This is a genomic window from Agromyces sp. PvR057, from assembly GCF_040547485.1.
Taxonomy (GTDB): Bacteria; Actinomycetota; Actinomycetes; order Actinomycetales; family Microbacteriaceae; genus Agromyces.
The window spans coordinates 474821-493103 of the sequence record NZ_JBEPPT010000001.1; the positions used below are offsets into that span (position 1 = coordinate 474821).

Consider the following 18283-nt stretch of genomic DNA (forward strand, 5'->3'; position numbering starts at 1 on the left):
CGGGGCGCCGACGTCGACCGTAGGGACGCGGGCTTTGGCCGCCCTTGCCGCACCCTATGGATCGGCCATGAGCGCCGGGCGCGCGGCATCCGCTCACGAAGTCCATAGGAAACGCATAGCGCGACGCGGATACTGGAGACATGACGACCGCCGCCGCGCACCGCGCCCCCCAGATCGCCAAGGGCGACGGATCCATGGTCCGCGTGCTCGTGGTCGACGACGAGCATTCGCTCACCGACCTGCTGAAGATGGCCCTGCGCTACGAGGGCTGGGACGTGCGCACCGCCGCCGACGGCCTCAGCGCCGTGAAGGTCGCCCGCGAGTTCCGCCCCGACGCGATCGTGCTCGACATCATGCTGCCCGACATCGACGGGCTCGAGGTGCTGCAGCGGGTGCGCGCCGACGGCACCGAGACGCCCGTGCTCTTCCTCACCGCGAAGGACTCGCTCGACGACCGCATCGCGGGGCTCACCGCCGGCGGCGACGACTACGTCACCAAGCCGTTCAGCCTCGAGGAGGTCGTCGCGCGACTGCGCGGACTCATCCGCCGCTCGTCGCTCACGCTCGCGAACGCCAAGGACCCCGTGCTCGTCGTCGGCGACCTCACCCTCGATGAGGACAGCTACGAGGTCGAGCGCGACGGAACCCCGATCGAGCTGACCGCGACCGAGTTCGAGCTCCTGCGCTTCCTCATGCGCAACCCGCGCCGCGTGCTCAGCAAGGCGCAGATCCTCGACCGCGTGTGGTCGTACGACTTCGGCGGCAAGGAGTCGGTCGTCGAGCTCTACATCTCGTACCTGCGCAAGAAGATCGACGCCGGGCGCGAGCCGATGATCCACACGGTGCGCGGTGCCGGCTACATGATCAAGGCCGCCGGATGACGAAGCCGGGCGATCCCGGCCACGCGGCCGCCGCGCGCGCCGATGCCGTCCACACGGGCGCGGGGTCGGCCGACGGCGCCGACGGCGCCGACGACGCCGGGTCGGCCGCCGGCTCCGGTCGTCGCCGCGGGAGGCCGTGGACGCTGCACCGGCGGCTGCTCGTCATCGTCGCGGGGCTGCTCATCGCGGTGAGCGCCGTCGTCGGCGTGGTCACCGTCGCCGTGTTCCACAGCGCGTCGATGGACCGCCTCGACACCAACCTCGACGACGCGATCTCCCGCACGAACCTCGGGCCCGCGCTGCCCGGCGACCCGGCCGAGGCGCCGGGCATCGCGCTCAACGTGCCCGGCCAGGAGGCCGGGACCCTGGCGGCGCTCGTGCAGGCCGACGGCACCGCCAACGCCGGATACATCACCGAGCGCGGTCGCGTGCTCGAGCTGCCGGCCGCGGTCGCCGAGCCGCTGACGACGGTGCCCGCCGACGGAGGTTCGCACACGATCTCCATCGGCGAGCTGGGCGAGTACCGCGCGAAGGCCGTCGAACGCCCAGAGTGGAACGGCATCACGGTCGTACTCGCCCTCCCGCTCGCCGAGGTGACCGCGACCACCGCGCAACTGGCGATCACGATCTCGATCGTCGCCGTCATCGGCCTCGTCCTCGCGCTCATCGTGGGCTCCGTGGTCGTGCGGCGTGCGCTGAGCCCGCTCGCCGCCGTCACCGAGACGGCCCAGCGCGTCTCGGAGCTCCCGCTCGACCGCGGCGACGTCGCGCTCGCCGAGCGCGTTCCCGTCGACGACGAGCGCACCGAGGTCGGCCGGCTCGGCACGGCGTTCAACCGCATGCTCGGGCACGTGGCATCCGCCCTCACCGCACGCGAGCACAGCGAGCGCAAGGTGCGCCGCTTCGTCGCCGACGCCTCGCACGAGCTGCGCACGCCGCTCGCCTCGATCCGCGGATACGCCGAGCTCACGCGCCTGCACGGCGGCGACCTGCCGCCCGACGTCACGCACGCGATCTCGCGCATCGAGTCCGAGTCGGTGCGCATGACCGAGCTGGTCGAAGACCTCCTGCTGCTCGCGCGTCTCGACGAGGGGCGCGAACTCGCCGCCAGGCCCGTCGACCTCGAGCGCATGCTCGGCGAGGCCGTCGGCGACGCGCAGGCCGCGGGTCCCGGTCACGACTGGGAGGTGCGGGCGACGGATGCCGCGACGGCCGTCCTCGGCGACGAGCCCCGCCTGCGTCAGGTCGTCACGAACCTGCTCGCGAACGCCAGGGTGCACACGCCGGAGGGCACGCACGTGGTGGCCGCGATCGACCGCGAGGGCGACGAGGTCGTGCTCCGCGTGAGCGACGACGGACCCGGGATCCCGCCCGAGCTGCTCGGCTCGCTGTTCGAGCGCTTCGCCCGCGGGGACTCCTCGCGCTCCCGCCGCGCCGGCAGCACCGGCCTCGGGCTCGCGATCGTGCGCGCGGTCGTCGAGGCGCACGACGGCGAGGTCGACGTCGAGAGCGAGCCCGGATCCACGGTGTTCACCGTGCGGCTGCCGGCGAGCCCGGCCACGCCGTCGTCCTAGGCTGGGAGCGACCCCCGCCCGCACGAGTCGTGACCCGAGACGCCCCAATGAGCCTGCAGCAGACGATCATCCGGATCGCCGCCGAGTTCGGGCGCCCGGCCCTGATCGAAGACCATCGCCGCTCTGTCGTCGCGTACAGCCCGCATCCCGATGAGATCGACGACGTCCGCCGTCGCTCGATCCTCGAGCATCGCGCGGATCCCGCGGTCCACGCGTGGCTCAGTCGACTCGGCGTCTACGCCGCGACCACCGCGGTGCGCGTCCCCGGCAATCCCGAGCTCGGGATGCTGCCGCGCGTCTGCGTGCCGGTCGGCCGAGCCGGGGTCGTGTTCGGTCACCTCTGGTTCATCGAACCCGCCGACGTCGCGCGGCCGCTCGACCTCGCGCGCGCCGAGGAATCCGCTCACGTGGTCGCGGAGGAATGGGCGCGCGTCCGTACGACGCAGGAGGGCGAGTCCGCACGCGAAGGGGAGCTGGCGCGCGAGCTCGTGCTCGGCCGCGCCGACGTGCGGCGACGGGCCGCCGACGAGCTCGTCGAGTCCGGGCGCTTCGAGAGCGGCCCGCTGCGCGTCCACGTGCTGACGACCGTCGGCGCGCCGACGGTGCATGGCGGTCCGGCAGCGGACGAGCTGCTCGATCGCGCGGCGCGCAAGGCTCGTCAGGCGCTCGGCGGCCGTGGCGTGCTGGTCCTGGCGAGGCGCGACCACGCGGCGCTCGTGGTCCCGTCGTCGACCGGGCGCTTCGCGGACACCGACCGTGTCGCGCACGTCGTCGCCGACTCGGCGGGCGACTCGGTCGGCGGCGCCCTGCGGGTCGCCGTGGGCGGGGAGACCCCCGTCGTCGCCGCCCGCGAGAGCTACCGGCAGGCACGCCGCGCCCTCGGCATCGCCGTCTCCTTCCGGCTGGAGGAGCGCGTGCTGCACTGGGACCGCCTCGGGGTGTACCGAGGCCTCGACTCGGCATCCGCGGCCGGCCTGCGGTCGGGGGACTTCCAACCCGGACTCGAGCGGCTTGCGGCGGAACGCGACGGCGACGTGCTCCTCGAGTCGCTCGAGGCGTACCTCGCGGCGGCCGGGCACGTGCAGCGCGCCGCGACACGGTTGGGCGTGCACCGCACCTCGCTCTACAACCGGCTGAATCGGGCGCAGCGGATCCTCGGCGTCGACCTCGACGACGGCCTCGACCGCCTGGGCCTGCACATCTCGATCCTGCTGCGCGCGGGCGAGGCGACCGGCGGCGACGGCGCTCAGGAGGAGGACTGACCTTCGGCCTGCGATGTCGACATCTGTCGATCGTGCCGACATCCGGTCGCAACATCTGACGCGTGACCTCTGACGCACCTGTGCCTAGCCTGTGAGCCAGCAGTGCCCGCTCCGTCCGCACGCAGCGGCGAGTCGGCGGGCCCGATCACGATCGAAGGAGCTCCACATGACCTCAGCGGCCCTCCATCCGGTCCGACGGCGGCGCAGTCGTGCCGTCGCCGCGGCCCTGACCTCGGTCCTCGCCGGCGGCCTCGTCGTCGTGGCGAGTCCGGCCTATGCGGCGTCGTCGCCCGATATCGAGCCCACGTTCCAGGACGGCTTGTCGCAGGCCGTCTTCACACGGGTCGCGTCGGAGTGGATCAACGAGGAGGCTTGGGTCGAGAGCGAGGTCGACTCCGACCGGGACGGCAAGCCCGACCTCGTCCACATCGACGTGAGCCGCGTGCCGCAGACCGCCGACGGACTGAAGGTGCCGGTGCTCATGGAGATGAGCCCGTACTACGCGGGCGGGACCGCGGTCACGAACTGGGGCGTCGACCACGAGATCGGCGATCCGCCGGCGGAGAAGGAGGGCTGGCCCGCGTACTCGCCGACGAATCGCACGAGCCCGCGGATCTCGGGGTCCCTCGAGAACGCGTGGGTGCCGCGCGGCTACGCCGTCGTGCATGCGGAGGGCCTCGGCAGCGGATGGTCGGAGGGCTGCCCGACGTCGGGCGGCCTGAACGAATCCCTCGCGGGCAAGGCCGTGGTCGATTGGCTGAACGGCCGCGCACGGGCGTACACGGGAACCGATCGCGCGACCGAGGTCACCGCGGACTGGACGACCGGTCGGGTCGGCATGATCGGCACGTCGTACAACGGCACGCTGCCGATCGGCGTGGCGAGCACGGGGGTCGAGGGCCTCGAGGCGATCGTGCCGGTCTCCGCGATCTCGAACTGGTACAACTACTACCGGTCGAACGGTGCCGTGCGCGCGCCCGGAGGCTATCAGGGCGAGGACCTCGACGTGCTGGCCGACTACGTGTACACGCGCTTCGACCAGGAGATCTGCCAGCCCGTCATCGACGAGCTCCGCGCGAACCAGGACCGGGCGACCGGAGACTCGAGCCCGTTCTGGGATGAGCGCGACTACCTCGCGGATGCCGAGAAGATCTCGGCCGCCACGCTCGTCGCGCACGGGTTGAACGACTGGAACGTCATGACGAAGAACGCCTCCGACCTCTACGAGGCACTGAAGGCCAACGGTGTGCCGCACCAGATCTACCTCCACCAGGGCGGTCACGGCGGCAACCCCAACGACACGCTGCTGAACCGATGGTTCACGCGCTACCTCTACGACGTCGAGAACGGCGTCGAGCAGCTGCCGAAGGCATACGTCGTCCGCGAGGACCGCACGCTCACCGAGTACCCGGAGTGGCCGGACCCGGCCGCGCAGCAGGTCAAGCTGAAGTTCGGCCCGGCCGCATCGGCCGACGGCGTCGGCAGCCTCGCCGTCTCCCGCAACGGCTCGCGTTCAACCGAGAACCTGATCGACGACGCGAGCATCCGTGCGACCGCGCTCGCTGCGGCGGAGACCTCGCCGAACCGCCTGGCCTACCGCACCGACGCGCTCGGCGAGCCCCTGCGTCTCTCGGGCACGCCGTCGGTGTCGCTGACCCTCGCGGTCGACCGTGCGAAGGCCAACCTGACCGCGCTGCTCGTGGAGTACCCGGCCACCGGTGCGCCGAAGATCATCACGCGCGGCTGGGCCGACGTCGAGAACCGCGGTTCGTCGGCCGTCACCGAGCCGATCGTGCCGGGCACGGCGTACACGTTCGATTTCGACTTCGAACCGAAGGACTACGTGTTCTCGGCGGGTTCGCGAATCGGGGTCGTGGTCATGTCGTCCGACTTCGAGTACACGGTTCGCCCGGCGCCGGGCACCGAGCTCACCCTGCAGCCCTCGGCGTCGACCGTGCACCTGCCGCTCGTCGGCGGCATGGGCGCCCTGCAGTCGGCGCTCCGCGCGGGCCGATAGGAGCCGATCCACCCGGGGCGGGACTGCTCCGTGCACGGCGAAGGCCCGCACCCCGAGGGGTTGCGGGCCTTCGCGACGTGACGGGTGAACGGGGCTCAGGCCTCCGCGATGCGGCGCAGCAGCGTGGCGAAGCTGCGCAGTTCGGACTCGGGGTGATCGAGCAGCACCTCGCGCAGGCGCCGTTGGTTGCCTTCACGCACCTCGCGGACGCGCTCCTCGGCCAGCGGCGTGGCGACGAGCACGCGCACGCGCCCGTCGTGCTCGTCGGCGCGGGTCTCGACCAGCCCCAGCTCTTCGAGCACGCGCACCTGGCGGCTGACCACCGACTTGTCCATCTCGAACATGTCGGCCAGCACGTGCGCGTTGGCTGAGCCGAGACGCACGATGGTCGAGAGCAGCTTGTAGGCCGCGGGCTGCAGGTCGGGGTGGACCTTCTGCGCCGCCTCCTTCCAGAGCAGGCGGGCCCGGTTGAAGAGCATGCTCATCTGCTCCTCGACGTCGGCGATGGCCTCGTCGACGGCTGGGGATGCCTCGGTCACGATCGTCATGTTAGCGGTCGCCGCCCGTGGCCGGCGCGGTGCGCTCGTCGTCGGCAGCGCGCGTGCGGGTGGCCGTCTTCGTCGTGCCCTCGGCCGCGGCATCCGTCTCGACCATCTGGATGGACGACGTGACGGGGGCGCCGATCTCGGCCTCGGCCAGGTCGATCGCGACCTGCTCGAACTCCTCCTTCAGCTGCTCGGCCGAGGTCTTCGTCGAGAGCGCCTTGTTCGGCAGGAAGGCGATGGCGAACACGCTCAGCACCGCGAGCGGCACGGCGACCCAGAACACGTCGGCGATGCCGTTGCCGTAGGCGTTCTCGATGATGACGCGGATGCCGTCGGGCAGTTCGGAGACGTGCGGGATGCCGCCGCCGGCGAGGCCCTTCAGCGCCTCGACGTCTTCAGGAGACGTGGGCGTGTAGCTCTTCAGGCCCGACGTGATGTGCGTGGTGACCTGCGTGGCCAGCAGCGACCCCATGATGGTGACGCCGATGGTGCCGGCGATCGTGCGGAAGAAGTTCACGTTCGAGCTCGCGGCACCCAGCTGCGAGGCGGGCGTGTCGTTCTGCACGACGAGCGTGAGGTTCTGCATGACCATGCCGAGGCCTGCGCCGAGCACGACCATGTAGATGCTGACCTGGACGTAGTCGGTGTCGTAGCTGAGCGTCGTCATGAGGTAGGCGCCGATGACGACCAGCACCGACCCGAGGAGCATGAAGCGCTTCCACTTGCCGAACTTGCTGATGAGCGCGCCGATGACGATCGAGGCACCCATCTGGCCGACGATCATCGGGATCGTCATGAGGCCCGACTCGGTGGGGGTCGCGCCACGCGCGAGCTGGAAGTACTGCGCGAGGAAGACGCTGGTGGCGAACATCGAGACGCCGATCGCGATCGAGGCGATCACGGCGAGCGTGAACGTGCGGTTCTTGAAGAGCGTCATCGGCACGATGGGCTCGGGCACGAAGAACTCGGTGATGACGAAGCCGATGATCGCGAGCGCCGAGACGCCGATCATCACGTAGCTGGTCATCGAGTCCCACTCGAACTCGCTGCCGCCGAGCGACACCCACACGAGCAGCAGCGAGACGCCGACCGCGAGCAGCACGATGCCGAGGTAGTCGATCTTCACGGCGCGCTTCGGCATGGGCGGAAGGTGCAGGGTGCGCGAGATGACGATGAGCGCGATGATCGCGAGCGGGACCGGCAGGAAGAAGTTGGCGCGCCAGCCCCATGCGTCGGTGATGACGCCGCCGAGCAGCGGGCCGCCGATCGTCGCGACGGCCATGATGCCGCCGACGAAGCCCATGTACTTGCCGCGCTCGCGCGGCGAGATGATGACGGCGATGAGGATCATGACGAGCGACATGAGGCCGCCCGCGCCGAGGCCCTGGATCACGCGCACGGCGATGAGGGTCGTGGTGTCCTGGGCGAAGCCCGCGATCGCGGTGCCGACGACGAACAGGCCGATCGCCGCCATGAGCAGCGCCTTGCGGTTCACCAGGTCGGCGAGCTTGCCCCAGATCGGGGTGGAGACGGCCATCGCGAGCAGGCTCGCGGTGATGACCCAGGTGTAGGCGGTCTGGTCGCCGCCGAGGTCGGCGATGATGAGCGGCATCGAGGTCGAGACGACCGTGCCGGAGATGACGGCGACGAACATCGCCACGACGAGGCCGGAGATCGCGATGATCACCTCGCGCGGGGTGCGTTGCGCCGGCGCGGTCGAGGCCGGCACGGCCCCGGTCGCGGGCTTGTCTGCCACAGAAGTCACGGTGTTTCCTTACGTCTTGCTTGCGTCACAAAGTTGATATTCAACAACTATATATAATTGGTTGCATTGAGTCAACTTTGGACCTCGGTCAACTATTCCCGTCGCCGCGAATACTGGTCGGATGTCGCTCGGATGACGCGCGCGGGCGCCCTGATCGGCGTCGCGCGGCGCCAAGATGCCGGAGCGGGCTCGGCGCCGGCGACTCCCGAGCGCGCATCGACCGCCCGAGTGGCTCGATTTGGCCATGACCGCGGCATCCGGTAATGTGTTCCGAAGCCGAAGACCGCTGGTTGTCGTGCGCATCGAAAGAGGTGCCGACCGAAGTCTTGCGAAAGCAAGGGCCCGCGCAGGTGTGACGAAGACTTTCCGATGATATCGGGCCAGGCTCCGCGCAACTGCGCCGGAGCCTTTTTGCTGTCCGCAGCACCTCGCCACCCGGGCTGCGATCCGAGGCCGTGCACCGCCACCGCGCTGCACGTTGAGTACACAAGGAGTGGCCATGGCGAACAAGGAAGCCTCGGTTGCCGAACTCACGAACCTGTTCGAGAGCTCGACCGCCGTTCTGCTGACCGAATACCGCGGCCTGACGGTTGCCCAGCTCAAGCAGCTGCGCAACAGCATCCGTCAGGACGCGAGCTACGCCGTGGTGAAGAACACGCTGACCAAGATCGCCGCGAACAACGCGGGGATCACGACGCTGGACGACGACCTCACCGGTCCGTCCGCCGTCGCCTTCGTGCACGGCGACTTCGTCGCCACCGCCAAGGCCGTTCGTGACTTCGCCAAGGCAAACCCGAATCTTGTGATCAAGGGCGGCGTCTTCGAGGGCAAGTCCCTCGACGCCGACGAGGTCAACAAGTACGCCTCGCTCGAGAGCCGTGAGGTTCTGCTTGCGAAGGCAGCGGGAATGATGAAGGCGACGATGGGCAAGGCTGCCGCCACCATCGACGCGCTTCGCGAAAAGCTGGAGACCGCCGAGGCCGCGTAAGCGCCCGACGATCTCGTTCTACAACCCCAAAATATCTAGGAGATACATCATGGCGAAGCTCACCACCGAAGAGCTGCTCGAGCAGTTTGCCGGCCTGACGCTTGTCGAGCTCAGCGAGTTCGTGAAGGCGTTCGAGGAGAAGTTCGAAGTCACCGCTGCCGCTCCCGTCGCCGTTGCCGGTGGCGCTGGCGCTGCTGCTGAAGAGGTTGAGGAGAAGGACTCCTTCGACGTCATCCTCGAGGCTGCCGGCGACAAGAAGATCCAGGTCATCAAGACCGTCCGCGAGCTCACCTCGCTCGGCCTCGGCGAGGCCAAGGCCGTCGTCGACGGTGCTCCCAAGGCCGTGCTCGAGGGCGCGAACAAGGAAGCCGCCGAGAAGGCCAAGGCTGCGCTCGAAGAGGCCGGCGCAACCGTCACCCTCAAGTAGTCGCCGCCCTCGCAAAGGGTCGCAGCTTGAGGTGATTCGCGTCACCTGAACGAAACGGATGCCCCGTGGCTCGTCATGAGCCACGGGGCATCCGTCGTCCCATCCGCCGTCCGACGGGCGGGTCGTCGTCGCGATCTCTGCAGCCGCGGCATATTGCATAGCTAAGCTATGTATAGTGGAAGCATGACCCACGACCTCCGCACCGTGCTCGGCGATCTCGTCGCGGTGAACAGCCGACTCACCCGACTGGCGGCATCCGCCAGTGGCAACACCGAGTCGCCCGCCATCTGGCGCACCCTCGCGGTGCTCCGCGACCTCGGACCGGTGCGCCTCGGCGAGCTCGCCCGCGCCAGCCGCGTCAGCCAGCCCACGATGACCAAGCTCGTGCACACGCTCGACGAGCGCGGATGGATCCGGCGCATCGCCGACGCTGGCGACGCCAGGGCCTGGCTCATCTCCGCCGACGCGAGCGGCATCGCCGCCCTGAACGCGTGGCGCGACGAGATCGCGACCGTGCTCGAGCCCACGTTCGCCGACCTCACCGACGACGAGGTCGCCACGCTCGCAGCCTCCGTCGAGATCGTGCGAGCCAGGCTCGAACGCGCCCGCGCGGCGATGCAGGCCGGAGAGGTCGCGTGAGCGCCGGGCACGGCGCATCCGGATCGATCCTGAAGCAGCCGAAGGCGGTCTGGGCCGTCGCGTTCGCGAGCGTGATCGCGTTCATGGGCATCGGCCTGGTCGACCCGATCCTCCCGGCCATCGCCGAGAGCCTGCAGGCGACGCCCACCGAGACCGAGATGCTGTTCACGAGCTACCTGCTCGTGACCGGCGTCGCGATGCTCGGCACCAGCTACATCTCGAGCCGCATCGGCGCGAAGAAGACCCTGCTCATCGGCCTCGGCATCATCGTCGTCTTCGCGGCGGCGGCGGGCCTCTCGCAGAACGTCGAGACGATCATCGGGTTCCGCGCCGGCTGGGGCCTCGGCAACGCGCTCTTCATCTCGACCGCCCTCGCGACCATCGTCGGCGCCGCCTCGGGCGGCTCGGGCGCGGCCATCATCCTCTACGAGGCCGCGCTCGGCCTCGGCATCGCGATCGGGCCGCTCCTCGGCGGCCTGCTCGGCAACCTCAGCTGGCGGGGGCCGTTCTTCGGCACCGCGGTGCTGATGGCCGTCGGGTTCATCGCGATCGTGGTGCTGCTGAAGGGCGTACCCGGCGATCCGCGCCCCGAGCCGACGCGGCTGTCGGCGCCGATCCGCGCGCTGGGCCAGCCCGCCCTCGCGGTGCTCGCCGCCGCGGCGCTGTTCTACAACATCGGCTTCTTCGTGCTGCTCGCGTACTCCCCGTTCCCGCTCGGCTTCGACGCGCTCGGCCTCGGCTTCACCTTCTTCGGGTGGGGCGTCGCGCTCGCGATCACGTCGGTCTTCGTCGCCCCGATCCTCACCGCGCGGATGCCGCGCACGCTCGTGCTGCGCATCGCGCTGCCGCTCCTGGCGGTCGTGCTCGTCGCGGCGGGCATCTCGATCGAATCGCCCGAGTGGCTCGTGGTCTGGATCATCGTCGGCGGGCTCGTGCTCGGCGTGCTGAACACCGTGCTCACCGAGTGCGTCATGGAGGCGACCGACCTGCAGCGCTCGGTGGCGTCGAGCGCCTATTCCGCTGTGCGGTTCCTCGGCGGGGCGATGGCACCGCCGGCGGCCGCCGAGCTCGCACGGCTCATCTCGCCGCAGGCCCCGTACTACGCCGCCGCGGGATCGGTGATCGTCGCGACGCTCATCGTCGTGATCGGGCACCGCGCCCTGAAGCGGGTCGACGGCGAGGCCGAGCCGGCGCTCGTCGAGGCCGAGGCGATCGCCGTCGGCGACGCGGCCTAGCGCTCCCGCCTCGCTACTCGACCGGCGGCGCGACCGCCCACGGCGCCCCGAGGTCGCGGAACGTGCGCCCCTCGAGCACGACGCGCTCCGACCACGCCTCGAGGTCTCGCACCACGCGGCGGTCGCCGTCGGCATCCGTCACCCGGTCGTAGAACCGCGGATCGATCGCGCGGGCGGCCTCGCCCGTGCGCACCGCCTCGAGCACGCGCATGAAGGCGCCGGTCGCCGCGGCGGGCACCAGGAGCGGCGTGCCCTCCCGCACGTGTTCGACCAGGTTCGCGAGCAGGCCGGTGCGCCCGTACGAGGTCGTCGCCGGCAGCGCGGCACCCGTCCGGAACACCTGCACGAGATCGAGGGTGTACCAGAGCACGAGTCGCGCCTCCGAGCCGCGCACGATCACGCACGGCTCCGACCGGGTCGCCGCCGTGAGGCTGAGCGCGCCGGCCACCCGCGCGCCATCGGCCAGCTCGACGACGAGCGAGGACGTGTCGTCGGCCTCGATGTCGTTCGCGCGGTGGAGATCCAGGTGCACGTCCGCGACATCCGTCGTCATCGTCGCACCCGCGACCGCGAGCGAGGTCGCCACGGCGTGCGCCAGCGGATTCGCGACCGCGCCGTCGACCACCGGAGCACCGTCGAGCGTGCGCCGTCCGGCCCATGGCGCCCGCCGCCAGTACTGCTCGGTGCGCGGCCAGGTGCCGAGCGCGCCGTACCCGAGGGGCGCGCCGATCGCGCCGGCCCCGACCAGGTCGCGGACGGCGGCGATCGCCGAGGAGCCGAGGCTCTGGAAGCCGATCTGCACGGCGCGTCCGGCTTCGGCGGATGCCGCGACGAGGCGTTCGAAGTCCGCGAGCGTCGGCGTCGGCGGCTTCTCGAGCAGCACATGCGCGCCGGACCGCAGCGCTTCGCGGGCGAGCGGCAGGTGCGTGTGCATGGGGGTGGACAGCACCACGATGTCGAGGCCCTCGTCGTGGATCATCTGCTCCGCGTCGGCGTAGGCCATGACCCCGTCGAGTGGACGGTCGGGCGGCCGGGGGTCCGCGACCGCGGCCAACCGGATGCTCCCGGCGCGCGCGAGCTCGAGCGCCGTCGCGACGTGCCCGGCGCCGTGCCCGTGGATGCCGGCGATGCCGACCCTGAGCGGTTCGATGCCCATGCGGTCAGCCCGCCGTCGCCGGCGCGGGGCGGGTTCCGTTGGGATTCGCGAGTGCGGGCTTCAGGTCGAGGCCCGGGATCTCCGCGTTCGCCTCGGTCGCGAGGCGTGCGGCGAGCAGCTCGAGTTCTGCGGGATCGGTGATGATGCGATCCACGATGAGCGCGTCGATGCCGAGCTCGAGCCGGCCGCCCTCTGGGATGTGCACCTCGTCGTCCCAGGCGATCGCGGGACCGATGCCGAGGTACTCGGAGACCCTGGCGAACCAGGCGAGCGGTTCGCGATCCGCGGGCTGGGCGAGCAGCACGGTGATCCGGCGCTGCGAGTCGACGACGGCGAGCCAGGGCGACCGGGAACCGTGCGCGGCGGCCTCGCCGACGCCGTCCCGCGTCACGACGGTCGCCTCCCACTTGGGGAACCGCCAGAACAGGCCGCCGTAGCCCGCGCCGTCACGGCCGTTCGTCGCCGGCGAGCCGAGGCGGAGCGCGCCGAAGTTCGCGGCGAGGTTCGAGCGCCATCCGAGCATCCACGCGTCGCGCTCGCCGACCCTCGTCTGCCGGCCGGTGATGCGCCGCACCTCGCTGAGCTGCGCGACGTCGCGTTCGTCGATCCAGGTGAGGCGTTCGACGAACGCGTCGCCGACGAGCTCGAGGTCGTCGCGGCGCTGCAGGCCCTGGTTCTCGAGCATGATCGAGCCGACGCCCTGCACGTAGGTGCGGCCGCCCCAGTAGGACGTGCCGTTCACGTCGGGCAGGGCGACGCCGATGCCGTAGTGGTGCAGGTGATCGGTCGGGTGCACGTCGGTGACCCGCACGCCGCCGAGCGACTCGACCGGGTGCAGGTACGGGCGCGGCGACAGCACCGAGTCGATCGTGCGCCCCTCCTCGTAGCGGGCGACGACGCGGTCGCCGATGCGCAGGATGGGGCGGCCGGGCGAGAGCCAGCCGGTGGCCTCCGGCGCCGGGCCGGTGCTGCCCCTCGCCTCGAGGATCGCGCGGTACGAGAGCGGATGCGTCGCCGGCGTGCCGGCCATCGCGTCGCGGAGGCGCCGCCAGGCCTGGGCGCCGAGTTCGACGCGGGGCACCGACATGGTCGTCAGCGGGGGAGCCGCGAACCTGGCGAGCGGCACGTCGTCGATGCCGGCGACCGAGAGCTCGCCCGGCACGTCGACGCCGAGTTCGCGGAGGCGTGCGAGCAGGCCGAGCGCGATGAGGTCGTTGAACGCGACGACGGCAGTGACGCCAGACGAGAGCACGCCCTCGGCTGCGCGGTAGCCGTCCTCGATCTGCGAGCCGCCCGCGATGTCCTCGACGTGCACCTCGGGATGGTGGGCGACGAACTCCGCGAGGCCGCGGCGGCGGAGCCCGTCGGCGTACGACTGGGGCGGACCGGCGACGTACGCGAGTCGGGTGTGCCCGAGGGAGAACAGGTGCTCGCCGAGCGAGCCGGCCGCGTGGGCGTAGTCGATCGAGAGCTCCGCGGCGGGATCGCTCGCGACGGGCCGGTTGACGACCACGATCGGGCCCGATCGGCTGAGGAGCGCCTCGAGGCGCTCCGCCGGCATGCGCGGGGAGACCAGCACGAGGGCGTCGCAGCGCGAGCGGGCCTCGGCCGCGATCTCCTCCTCGTCGGCGACGCGCTCCGCGGTGTCGGCGACGAGCACGCGGTACCCGTCGCGCTCGGCCTCACGGCTGAGCCCCTTGAGCACGCCCTGGAACATCGGGTTCTCGAGGTCGGGCACCACGAGGGCGACGGTGTTGCTCCGGCCTCGCACGAGGTTGCGGGCCATCTGGCTGGGGGAGTAGTTGAGCTTGTCGACCGCGTCGTGCACCTTGGCGGCGATCGAGGGATCGACCGTCTGGTTGCGATTCAGCACTCGCGACACCGACGCCTGCGAGACGCCCGCGTACTCGGCCACCTGGGCGATGGTGACCTGCCGGTGGGGCGGGTTCGGCACGGGGACCTCCGTCGGATGTTGGTTTCGATACTGCACCCGATGGGGAGGGTGCGCGTGCCCCCGACCGAGTGGGTCTCGGGCGGGGATGAGGGGCGGTGGAAGGGATCCACCGCCCCTCGGGTGGAGCGGATGCCGCGGCAGGCAGGTCGCGGCGACCGCTCCCTTTCGGGGACTGACGGTCCGGGAGGGCCGTCGGGGTGGGGCGGGTCGCGGGAGTTCCGTCCGCGACCCGCCCGCGTCTGTGCTGCGGGCGAGCCCGCCGGATCAGATCGCGGCGTCGTCGAGGGCCCGCTGGAGCTCCTCGATGAACGACTGCGCGGCGGCTTCGGGCGTGAGCTCCCCGAAGAGCACCTTCTGCGTGTGCTGGTCGATGATCGCCTCGATCGCGCCACCGCCCGGGGGCGTCGCCGGCGGCGCGTCTCCGACCTCGGGGGCGAGGTCGTCGAGGAACCCGACGACGGTCTGGTTGACCTCGTCGAGCTTCGGCGTGATGTACTCGCGGATCGTCTCGTTCGCGGGGACGCCGCGCTCGGCGAGCAGCAGGTCGGCGGCCTCCTCACTGTTGGCGAGGAAGTCGAGGAACGTGGCGACCTCGGCCTGGTGCTCGGACTTTGCCGACGCCGACCAGAACATCGACGGCTTGTAGTAGGCCCAGCCTTCGGGCGCCTTCGCGTCGGAGGGGACGCGGAGGGCGACGAGGTCCTGACCGCTCGCGTCGCGCAGCGCCTGCACCTGGTTCGACCACCAGGGGCCGAACGCCGAGGCGTTGGTCGCGGTGAACGACTCGGCGAGGCCGCCGGACTCGCGCTCGATCGTCGCGGCGGGGTCGGGCGTGGCGCCCGCCTCGGTCGCGTCGAGCAGCAACTGCCACCAGCTCGCGAGCGCCTCCTCGGAGGCGGCGACCTCACCATCGGCGGAGTAGAGGGATTCGCCCTGCTGGCGGAGCCAGTTGTTCAGGCCGCCGTCCTCGAAGCCCCACGACTGGGTGCCGACCGTGGCGCCGCCCGAAGCCTGGGCGACCTCCTCGGCGGTGGCGATGAACTCGTCCCAGGTCCAGGTCTTGTCGTCCGGCAGGTCGATGTCGTACTGGTCGAGCAGGTCCTTGTTGGCCATGATCGTGTACGAGTTGATGCCGACCGGCACGCCGTACTGGGTGCCGTCGAGGGCTCCGGTTCCGAGGACGGCCGCCGGGAAGTCCTCGGTCGAGAGGATCGAGGAGAGTCCGCCCAGGTCGGCGAGCACGCCGTTGGCCGCGTAGGTCGAGAGCTGCTTCTCGTCCATCTGGATGATGTCGGGGATGTCGCCGGCGGCGACCGACGTCGAGAGCTTGTCCCAGTACCCGGCCCAGTCGGTGTACTGCGGCTCGATCGTGATGTTGGGGTGCTCGGCCTCGAAGGCCGCGATGAGCTCCTCGGTGATCGCGTGGCGGGTGTCGTTGCCCCACCACGTGAAGGAGAGGGTGACGGGCTCGTCGCTGAGCGTCAGTTCCGGGGCTGCGGCTTCGCCGCCGCCGGCGTCATTGCCGGCGCACGCCGTGAGGACGAGCGTCGCGGCGCCGATGGCTGCGACGAACCCGGCACGGCGTCGTGTGATGCCTCGCATGGTCGGTTCCTTCCTGGTGCTGTCTTGGGTTGCTCGGGAGGTGAGCGTGGTGCTGGTGCTGCCGGTGGAGCTGATGGTGCTGATGGTGGTGGTGCGACCGGAGGGGCCGGTCACTTGATCCCCGTCGTCGCGATGCCCTTGATGAGGAATCGCTGGCCGAAGAGGAAGATCAGGAAGATCGGGATGAGCGAGACCACGCTCATCGCGAACAGTTCGCCGAAGTCGGTCGAGCTCTGCGCGTCCTGGAATGCGTTGAGCGCGAGCGGCACGGTGTACAGGCTCGGCTTGGTGAGGAAGATCAGCTGGCTGAAGAAGTCGTTCCACGTCCAGATGAACGTGAAGATCGTGGTGGTCGCGAGGGCGGGCACCATGAGCGGGAGGATGATCTGCAGGAAGATGCGCGGATGTCCCGCCCCGTCGATGCGCGCGGCCTCATCGAGTTCGCGCGGGATGCCGCGGATGAACTGCACCATCAGGAAGATGAAGAACGCATCGGTCGCGAGCAGTTTCGGCACGATGAGCGGCAGGAAGGTGTTCACCCAGCCGAGCTGCGAGAACAGCACGTACTGCGGCACGATGATCACGTGGATCGGGAGCATGATGCTCAGCAGCATGATCGCGAACCAGAACTTCTTGCCCGTGAACTCGAGCCGCGCGAAGGCGTAGGCCGCGAGCGAGCAGGAGACGAGGTTGCCGATGATCGAGCCGATCACCACGAGTCCCGAGTTCAGCAGGTACACGTTGAACGGGTACGTCAGGGCGTTCCAGCCGTCGACGTAGTTCGAGATCTCGAAGCTGTCGAAGACGAGTCCCGCCTCGCGGAAGATCAGGTCGGTGGGCCGGAACGAGCTGACGACCATCCAGATCACGGGGTAGAGCATCAGCGCGGCCGCCACGATGAGGAACGCGTGGCGCAGGATGCTCGTGACCGGCTTGCGGAACGCGTTGCGGCGGCGGCGCTGTTCGCGGACGCGCTCGGCTGTCATCCCGGTGACGACCGATTCGGTCAGCGGCGCGAGGTCGGTCGAGGGGTCAGTCTTGGTCATCGTAGAACACCCAATACTTCGAGGCCCAGAAATTGAGCACGGTCATCCCGGCGACGATCACCAGGAGCAGCCAGGCCATGGCGGATGCGTACCCCATGTTGAGGTTCGCGAAGCCCTGCTGGTAGAGGTACAGCGTGTAGAACAGCGTCGAGTCCACCGGGCCGCCCGTTCCGCCCGAGACGACGAACGCCTGGGTGAACGACTGGAACGCCCCGATGAGCTGCAGGATCAGGTTGAAGAAGATGATCGGCGTGAGCATCGGCAGCGTGATGTGCCGGAACTGCTGCCGACGGTTCGCGCCGTCGACGGATGCCGCCTCGTAGTACATGACCGGGATCTGCCGGAGCCCGGCGAGGAAGATCACCATCGGTGCGCCGAAGGTCCACACGTTGAGGATCATGAGGGTGCCGAGCGCGGTCTCGGGGTTGGAGATCCACCCCTGTCCCTCGATGCCGAACCAGCCGAGCACGACGTTGACGAGGCCGTCGACGCCGAAGAGCTGGCGCCACAGGATCGCGATCGCGACGCTCGCGCCGAGCAGCGACGGCAGGTAGAAGGCCGATCGGTACAGCGAGAGGCCTCTGAGCCCGCGGTCGAGCACGATCGCGAGGAGGAGCGCGAGTCCGAGTTGCAGCGGCACCGAGATGAGCACGTACTGGAAGGTGACGGCGAGGGCCTTGTGCAGCCGCTCGTCCTCGAACATGCGGACGTAGTTGTCGATGCCGTTGAACCGCGGCGGGCTCAGCAGGTTGTACCTCGTGAACGACAGCGCGAACGACGCGACCATCGGCCCGACCGTGATGAGCGCGAGCCCGATGAACCACGGCAGGAGGAACAGGAACGCGGCCTTGTTCTGCTTGCGCTGCCGCGCCACGGGCTGGCCCTTCACGCGGCGGAGTTCGCCGAGCGCGCTCATCGAGCTGCCTCGGGTGCGCCGTCGCCCGCATCGCGGGCGCCGGGTCTGGTTGGGGAAACCACGGTGTCTCCAGTCATCGACGTCGATCACTTCTCAGAAAGCGCTATCTCAGCGCCTCGAGACGTTTCTACACCAGATTTCAGGGCATTCGCAAGCGCTTTCCCAAGAAACCCATCCGGGGTCTGGTCGAATCCGAGAAAGCGCTTTATCGGACGCCGCCCTCGCGCCGACGACGCCGGCCTCCGAGGCGCTCACGGCTGCGTGCACGAGTCCCGC

Annotated in this window: 15 protein-coding genes; 8 read left to right on the plus strand and 7 right to left on the minus strand. The window is 70.1% G+C overall.

The features are described from left to right. Positions 1-140 precede the first annotated feature (140 nt). The 4 genes from ABIC29_RS02170 (at position 141) to ABIC29_RS02185 (ending at position 5734) form a co-directional block, all read left to right on the plus strand. Entirely contained in the window at positions 141-881 is a 741-nt protein-coding gene (locus tag ABIC29_RS02170) for a response regulator transcription factor (protein WP_116080643.1), read from the plus strand. Beyond that, positions 878-2455, plus strand: coding sequence for a sensor histidine kinase (locus ABIC29_RS02175; protein ID WP_116080644.1), 1578 nt, complete (start codon positions 878-880; stop codon positions 2453-2455). Before ABIC29_RS02170 ends, ABIC29_RS02175 begins: the two co-directional genes overlap by 4 nt. Positions 2456-2502: 47 nt before the next feature. After that, positions 2503-3717, plus strand: coding sequence for a PucR family transcriptional regulator (locus tag ABIC29_RS02180; protein ID WP_116080645.1), 1215 nt, complete (start codon positions 2503-2505; stop codon positions 3715-3717). A gap of 166 nt (positions 3718-3883) precedes the next feature. Further along, complete coding sequence (locus tag ABIC29_RS02185) at positions 3884-5734, plus strand: Xaa-Pro dipeptidyl-peptidase (protein WP_116080646.1); 1851 nt, start codon at positions 3884-3886, stop codon at positions 5732-5734. 95 nt (positions 5735-5829) lie between these two features. Here ABIC29_RS02185 and ABIC29_RS02190 read toward each other — a convergent pair whose 3' ends face one another. Together ABIC29_RS02190 and ABIC29_RS02195 are read right to left on the minus strand one after the other, a co-directional pair. Beyond that, positions 5830-6282: a MarR family winged helix-turn-helix transcriptional regulator gene (locus ABIC29_RS02190; protein WP_116080647.1), complete on the minus strand. Its 453-nt coding sequence runs from the start codon at positions 6280-6282 to the stop codon at positions 5830-5832. 1 nt (position 6283) lies between these two features. Then, positions 6284-8035, minus strand: coding sequence for an MDR family MFS transporter (locus ABIC29_RS02195; RefSeq protein WP_199471475.1), 1752 nt, complete (start codon positions 8033-8035; stop codon positions 6284-6286). A gap of 508 nt (positions 8036-8543) precedes the next feature. Between ABIC29_RS02195 and rplJ the strand changes: the two genes are divergently transcribed. From rplJ to ABIC29_RS02215, 4 genes are all read left to right on the plus strand, one after another. After that, the gene (gene rplJ / locus ABIC29_RS02200; protein ID WP_116080648.1) at positions 8544-9032 is read left to right on the plus strand and encodes a 50S ribosomal protein L10; all 489 of its coding nucleotides are present in this window, start codon (positions 8544-8546) and stop codon (positions 9030-9032) included. A 49-nt stretch (positions 9033-9081) separates the two neighbouring features. Further along, positions 9082-9459, plus strand: a complete 378-nt coding sequence (gene rplL, locus ABIC29_RS02205) for a 50S ribosomal protein L7/L12 (RefSeq protein ID WP_116080649.1) — start codon at positions 9082-9084, stop codon at positions 9457-9459. A 183-nt stretch (positions 9460-9642) separates the two neighbouring features. Further along, the gene (locus tag ABIC29_RS02210) at positions 9643-10098 is read left to right on the plus strand and encodes a MarR family winged helix-turn-helix transcriptional regulator (protein WP_354242325.1); all 456 of its coding nucleotides are present in this window, start codon (positions 9643-9645) and stop codon (positions 10096-10098) included. Continuing rightward, positions 10095-11333: an MFS transporter gene (locus ABIC29_RS02215; RefSeq protein WP_147309111.1), complete on the plus strand. Its 1239-nt coding sequence runs from the start codon at positions 10095-10097 to the stop codon at positions 11331-11333. The genes ABIC29_RS02210 and ABIC29_RS02215 overlap by 4 nt, the downstream gene beginning before the upstream one ends. Before the next feature lie 13 nt (positions 11334-11346). Here the strand turns inward: ABIC29_RS02215 and ABIC29_RS02220 are convergent, their stop codons facing one another. The 5 genes from ABIC29_RS02220 to ABIC29_RS02240 all read right to left on the minus strand — a co-directional run bounded on the left by ABIC29_RS02220 (position 11347) and on the right by ABIC29_RS02240 (position 18007). After that, a complete protein-coding gene (locus ABIC29_RS02220; protein ID WP_354242327.1) occupies positions 11347-12489 on the minus strand; it encodes a Gfo/Idh/MocA family protein in 1143 nt (380 codons plus the stop codon). Between the two features lie 4 nt (positions 12490-12493). Next, positions 12494-14443, minus strand: a complete 1950-nt coding sequence (locus tag ABIC29_RS02225) for a DUF6807 family protein (RefSeq protein WP_354242330.1) — start codon at positions 14441-14443, stop codon at positions 12494-12496. Positions 14444-14707: 264 nt separating this feature from the next. Next, a complete protein-coding gene (locus tag ABIC29_RS02230; RefSeq protein WP_116080653.1) occupies positions 14708-16045 on the minus strand; it encodes an ABC transporter substrate-binding protein in 1338 nt (445 codons plus the stop codon). A 110-nt stretch (positions 16046-16155) separates the two neighbouring features. Continuing rightward, entirely contained in the window at positions 16156-17031 is an 876-nt protein-coding gene (locus ABIC29_RS02235) for a carbohydrate ABC transporter permease (RefSeq protein WP_354244567.1), read from the minus strand. Between the two features lie 46 nt (positions 17032-17077). Continuing rightward, positions 17078-18007 (minus strand): carbohydrate ABC transporter permease, encoded by a 930-nt coding sequence (locus ABIC29_RS02240; protein ID WP_116080655.1) that lies wholly within the window; start codon positions 18005-18007, stop codon positions 17078-17080. Positions 18008-18283: the final 276 nt, after the last annotated feature.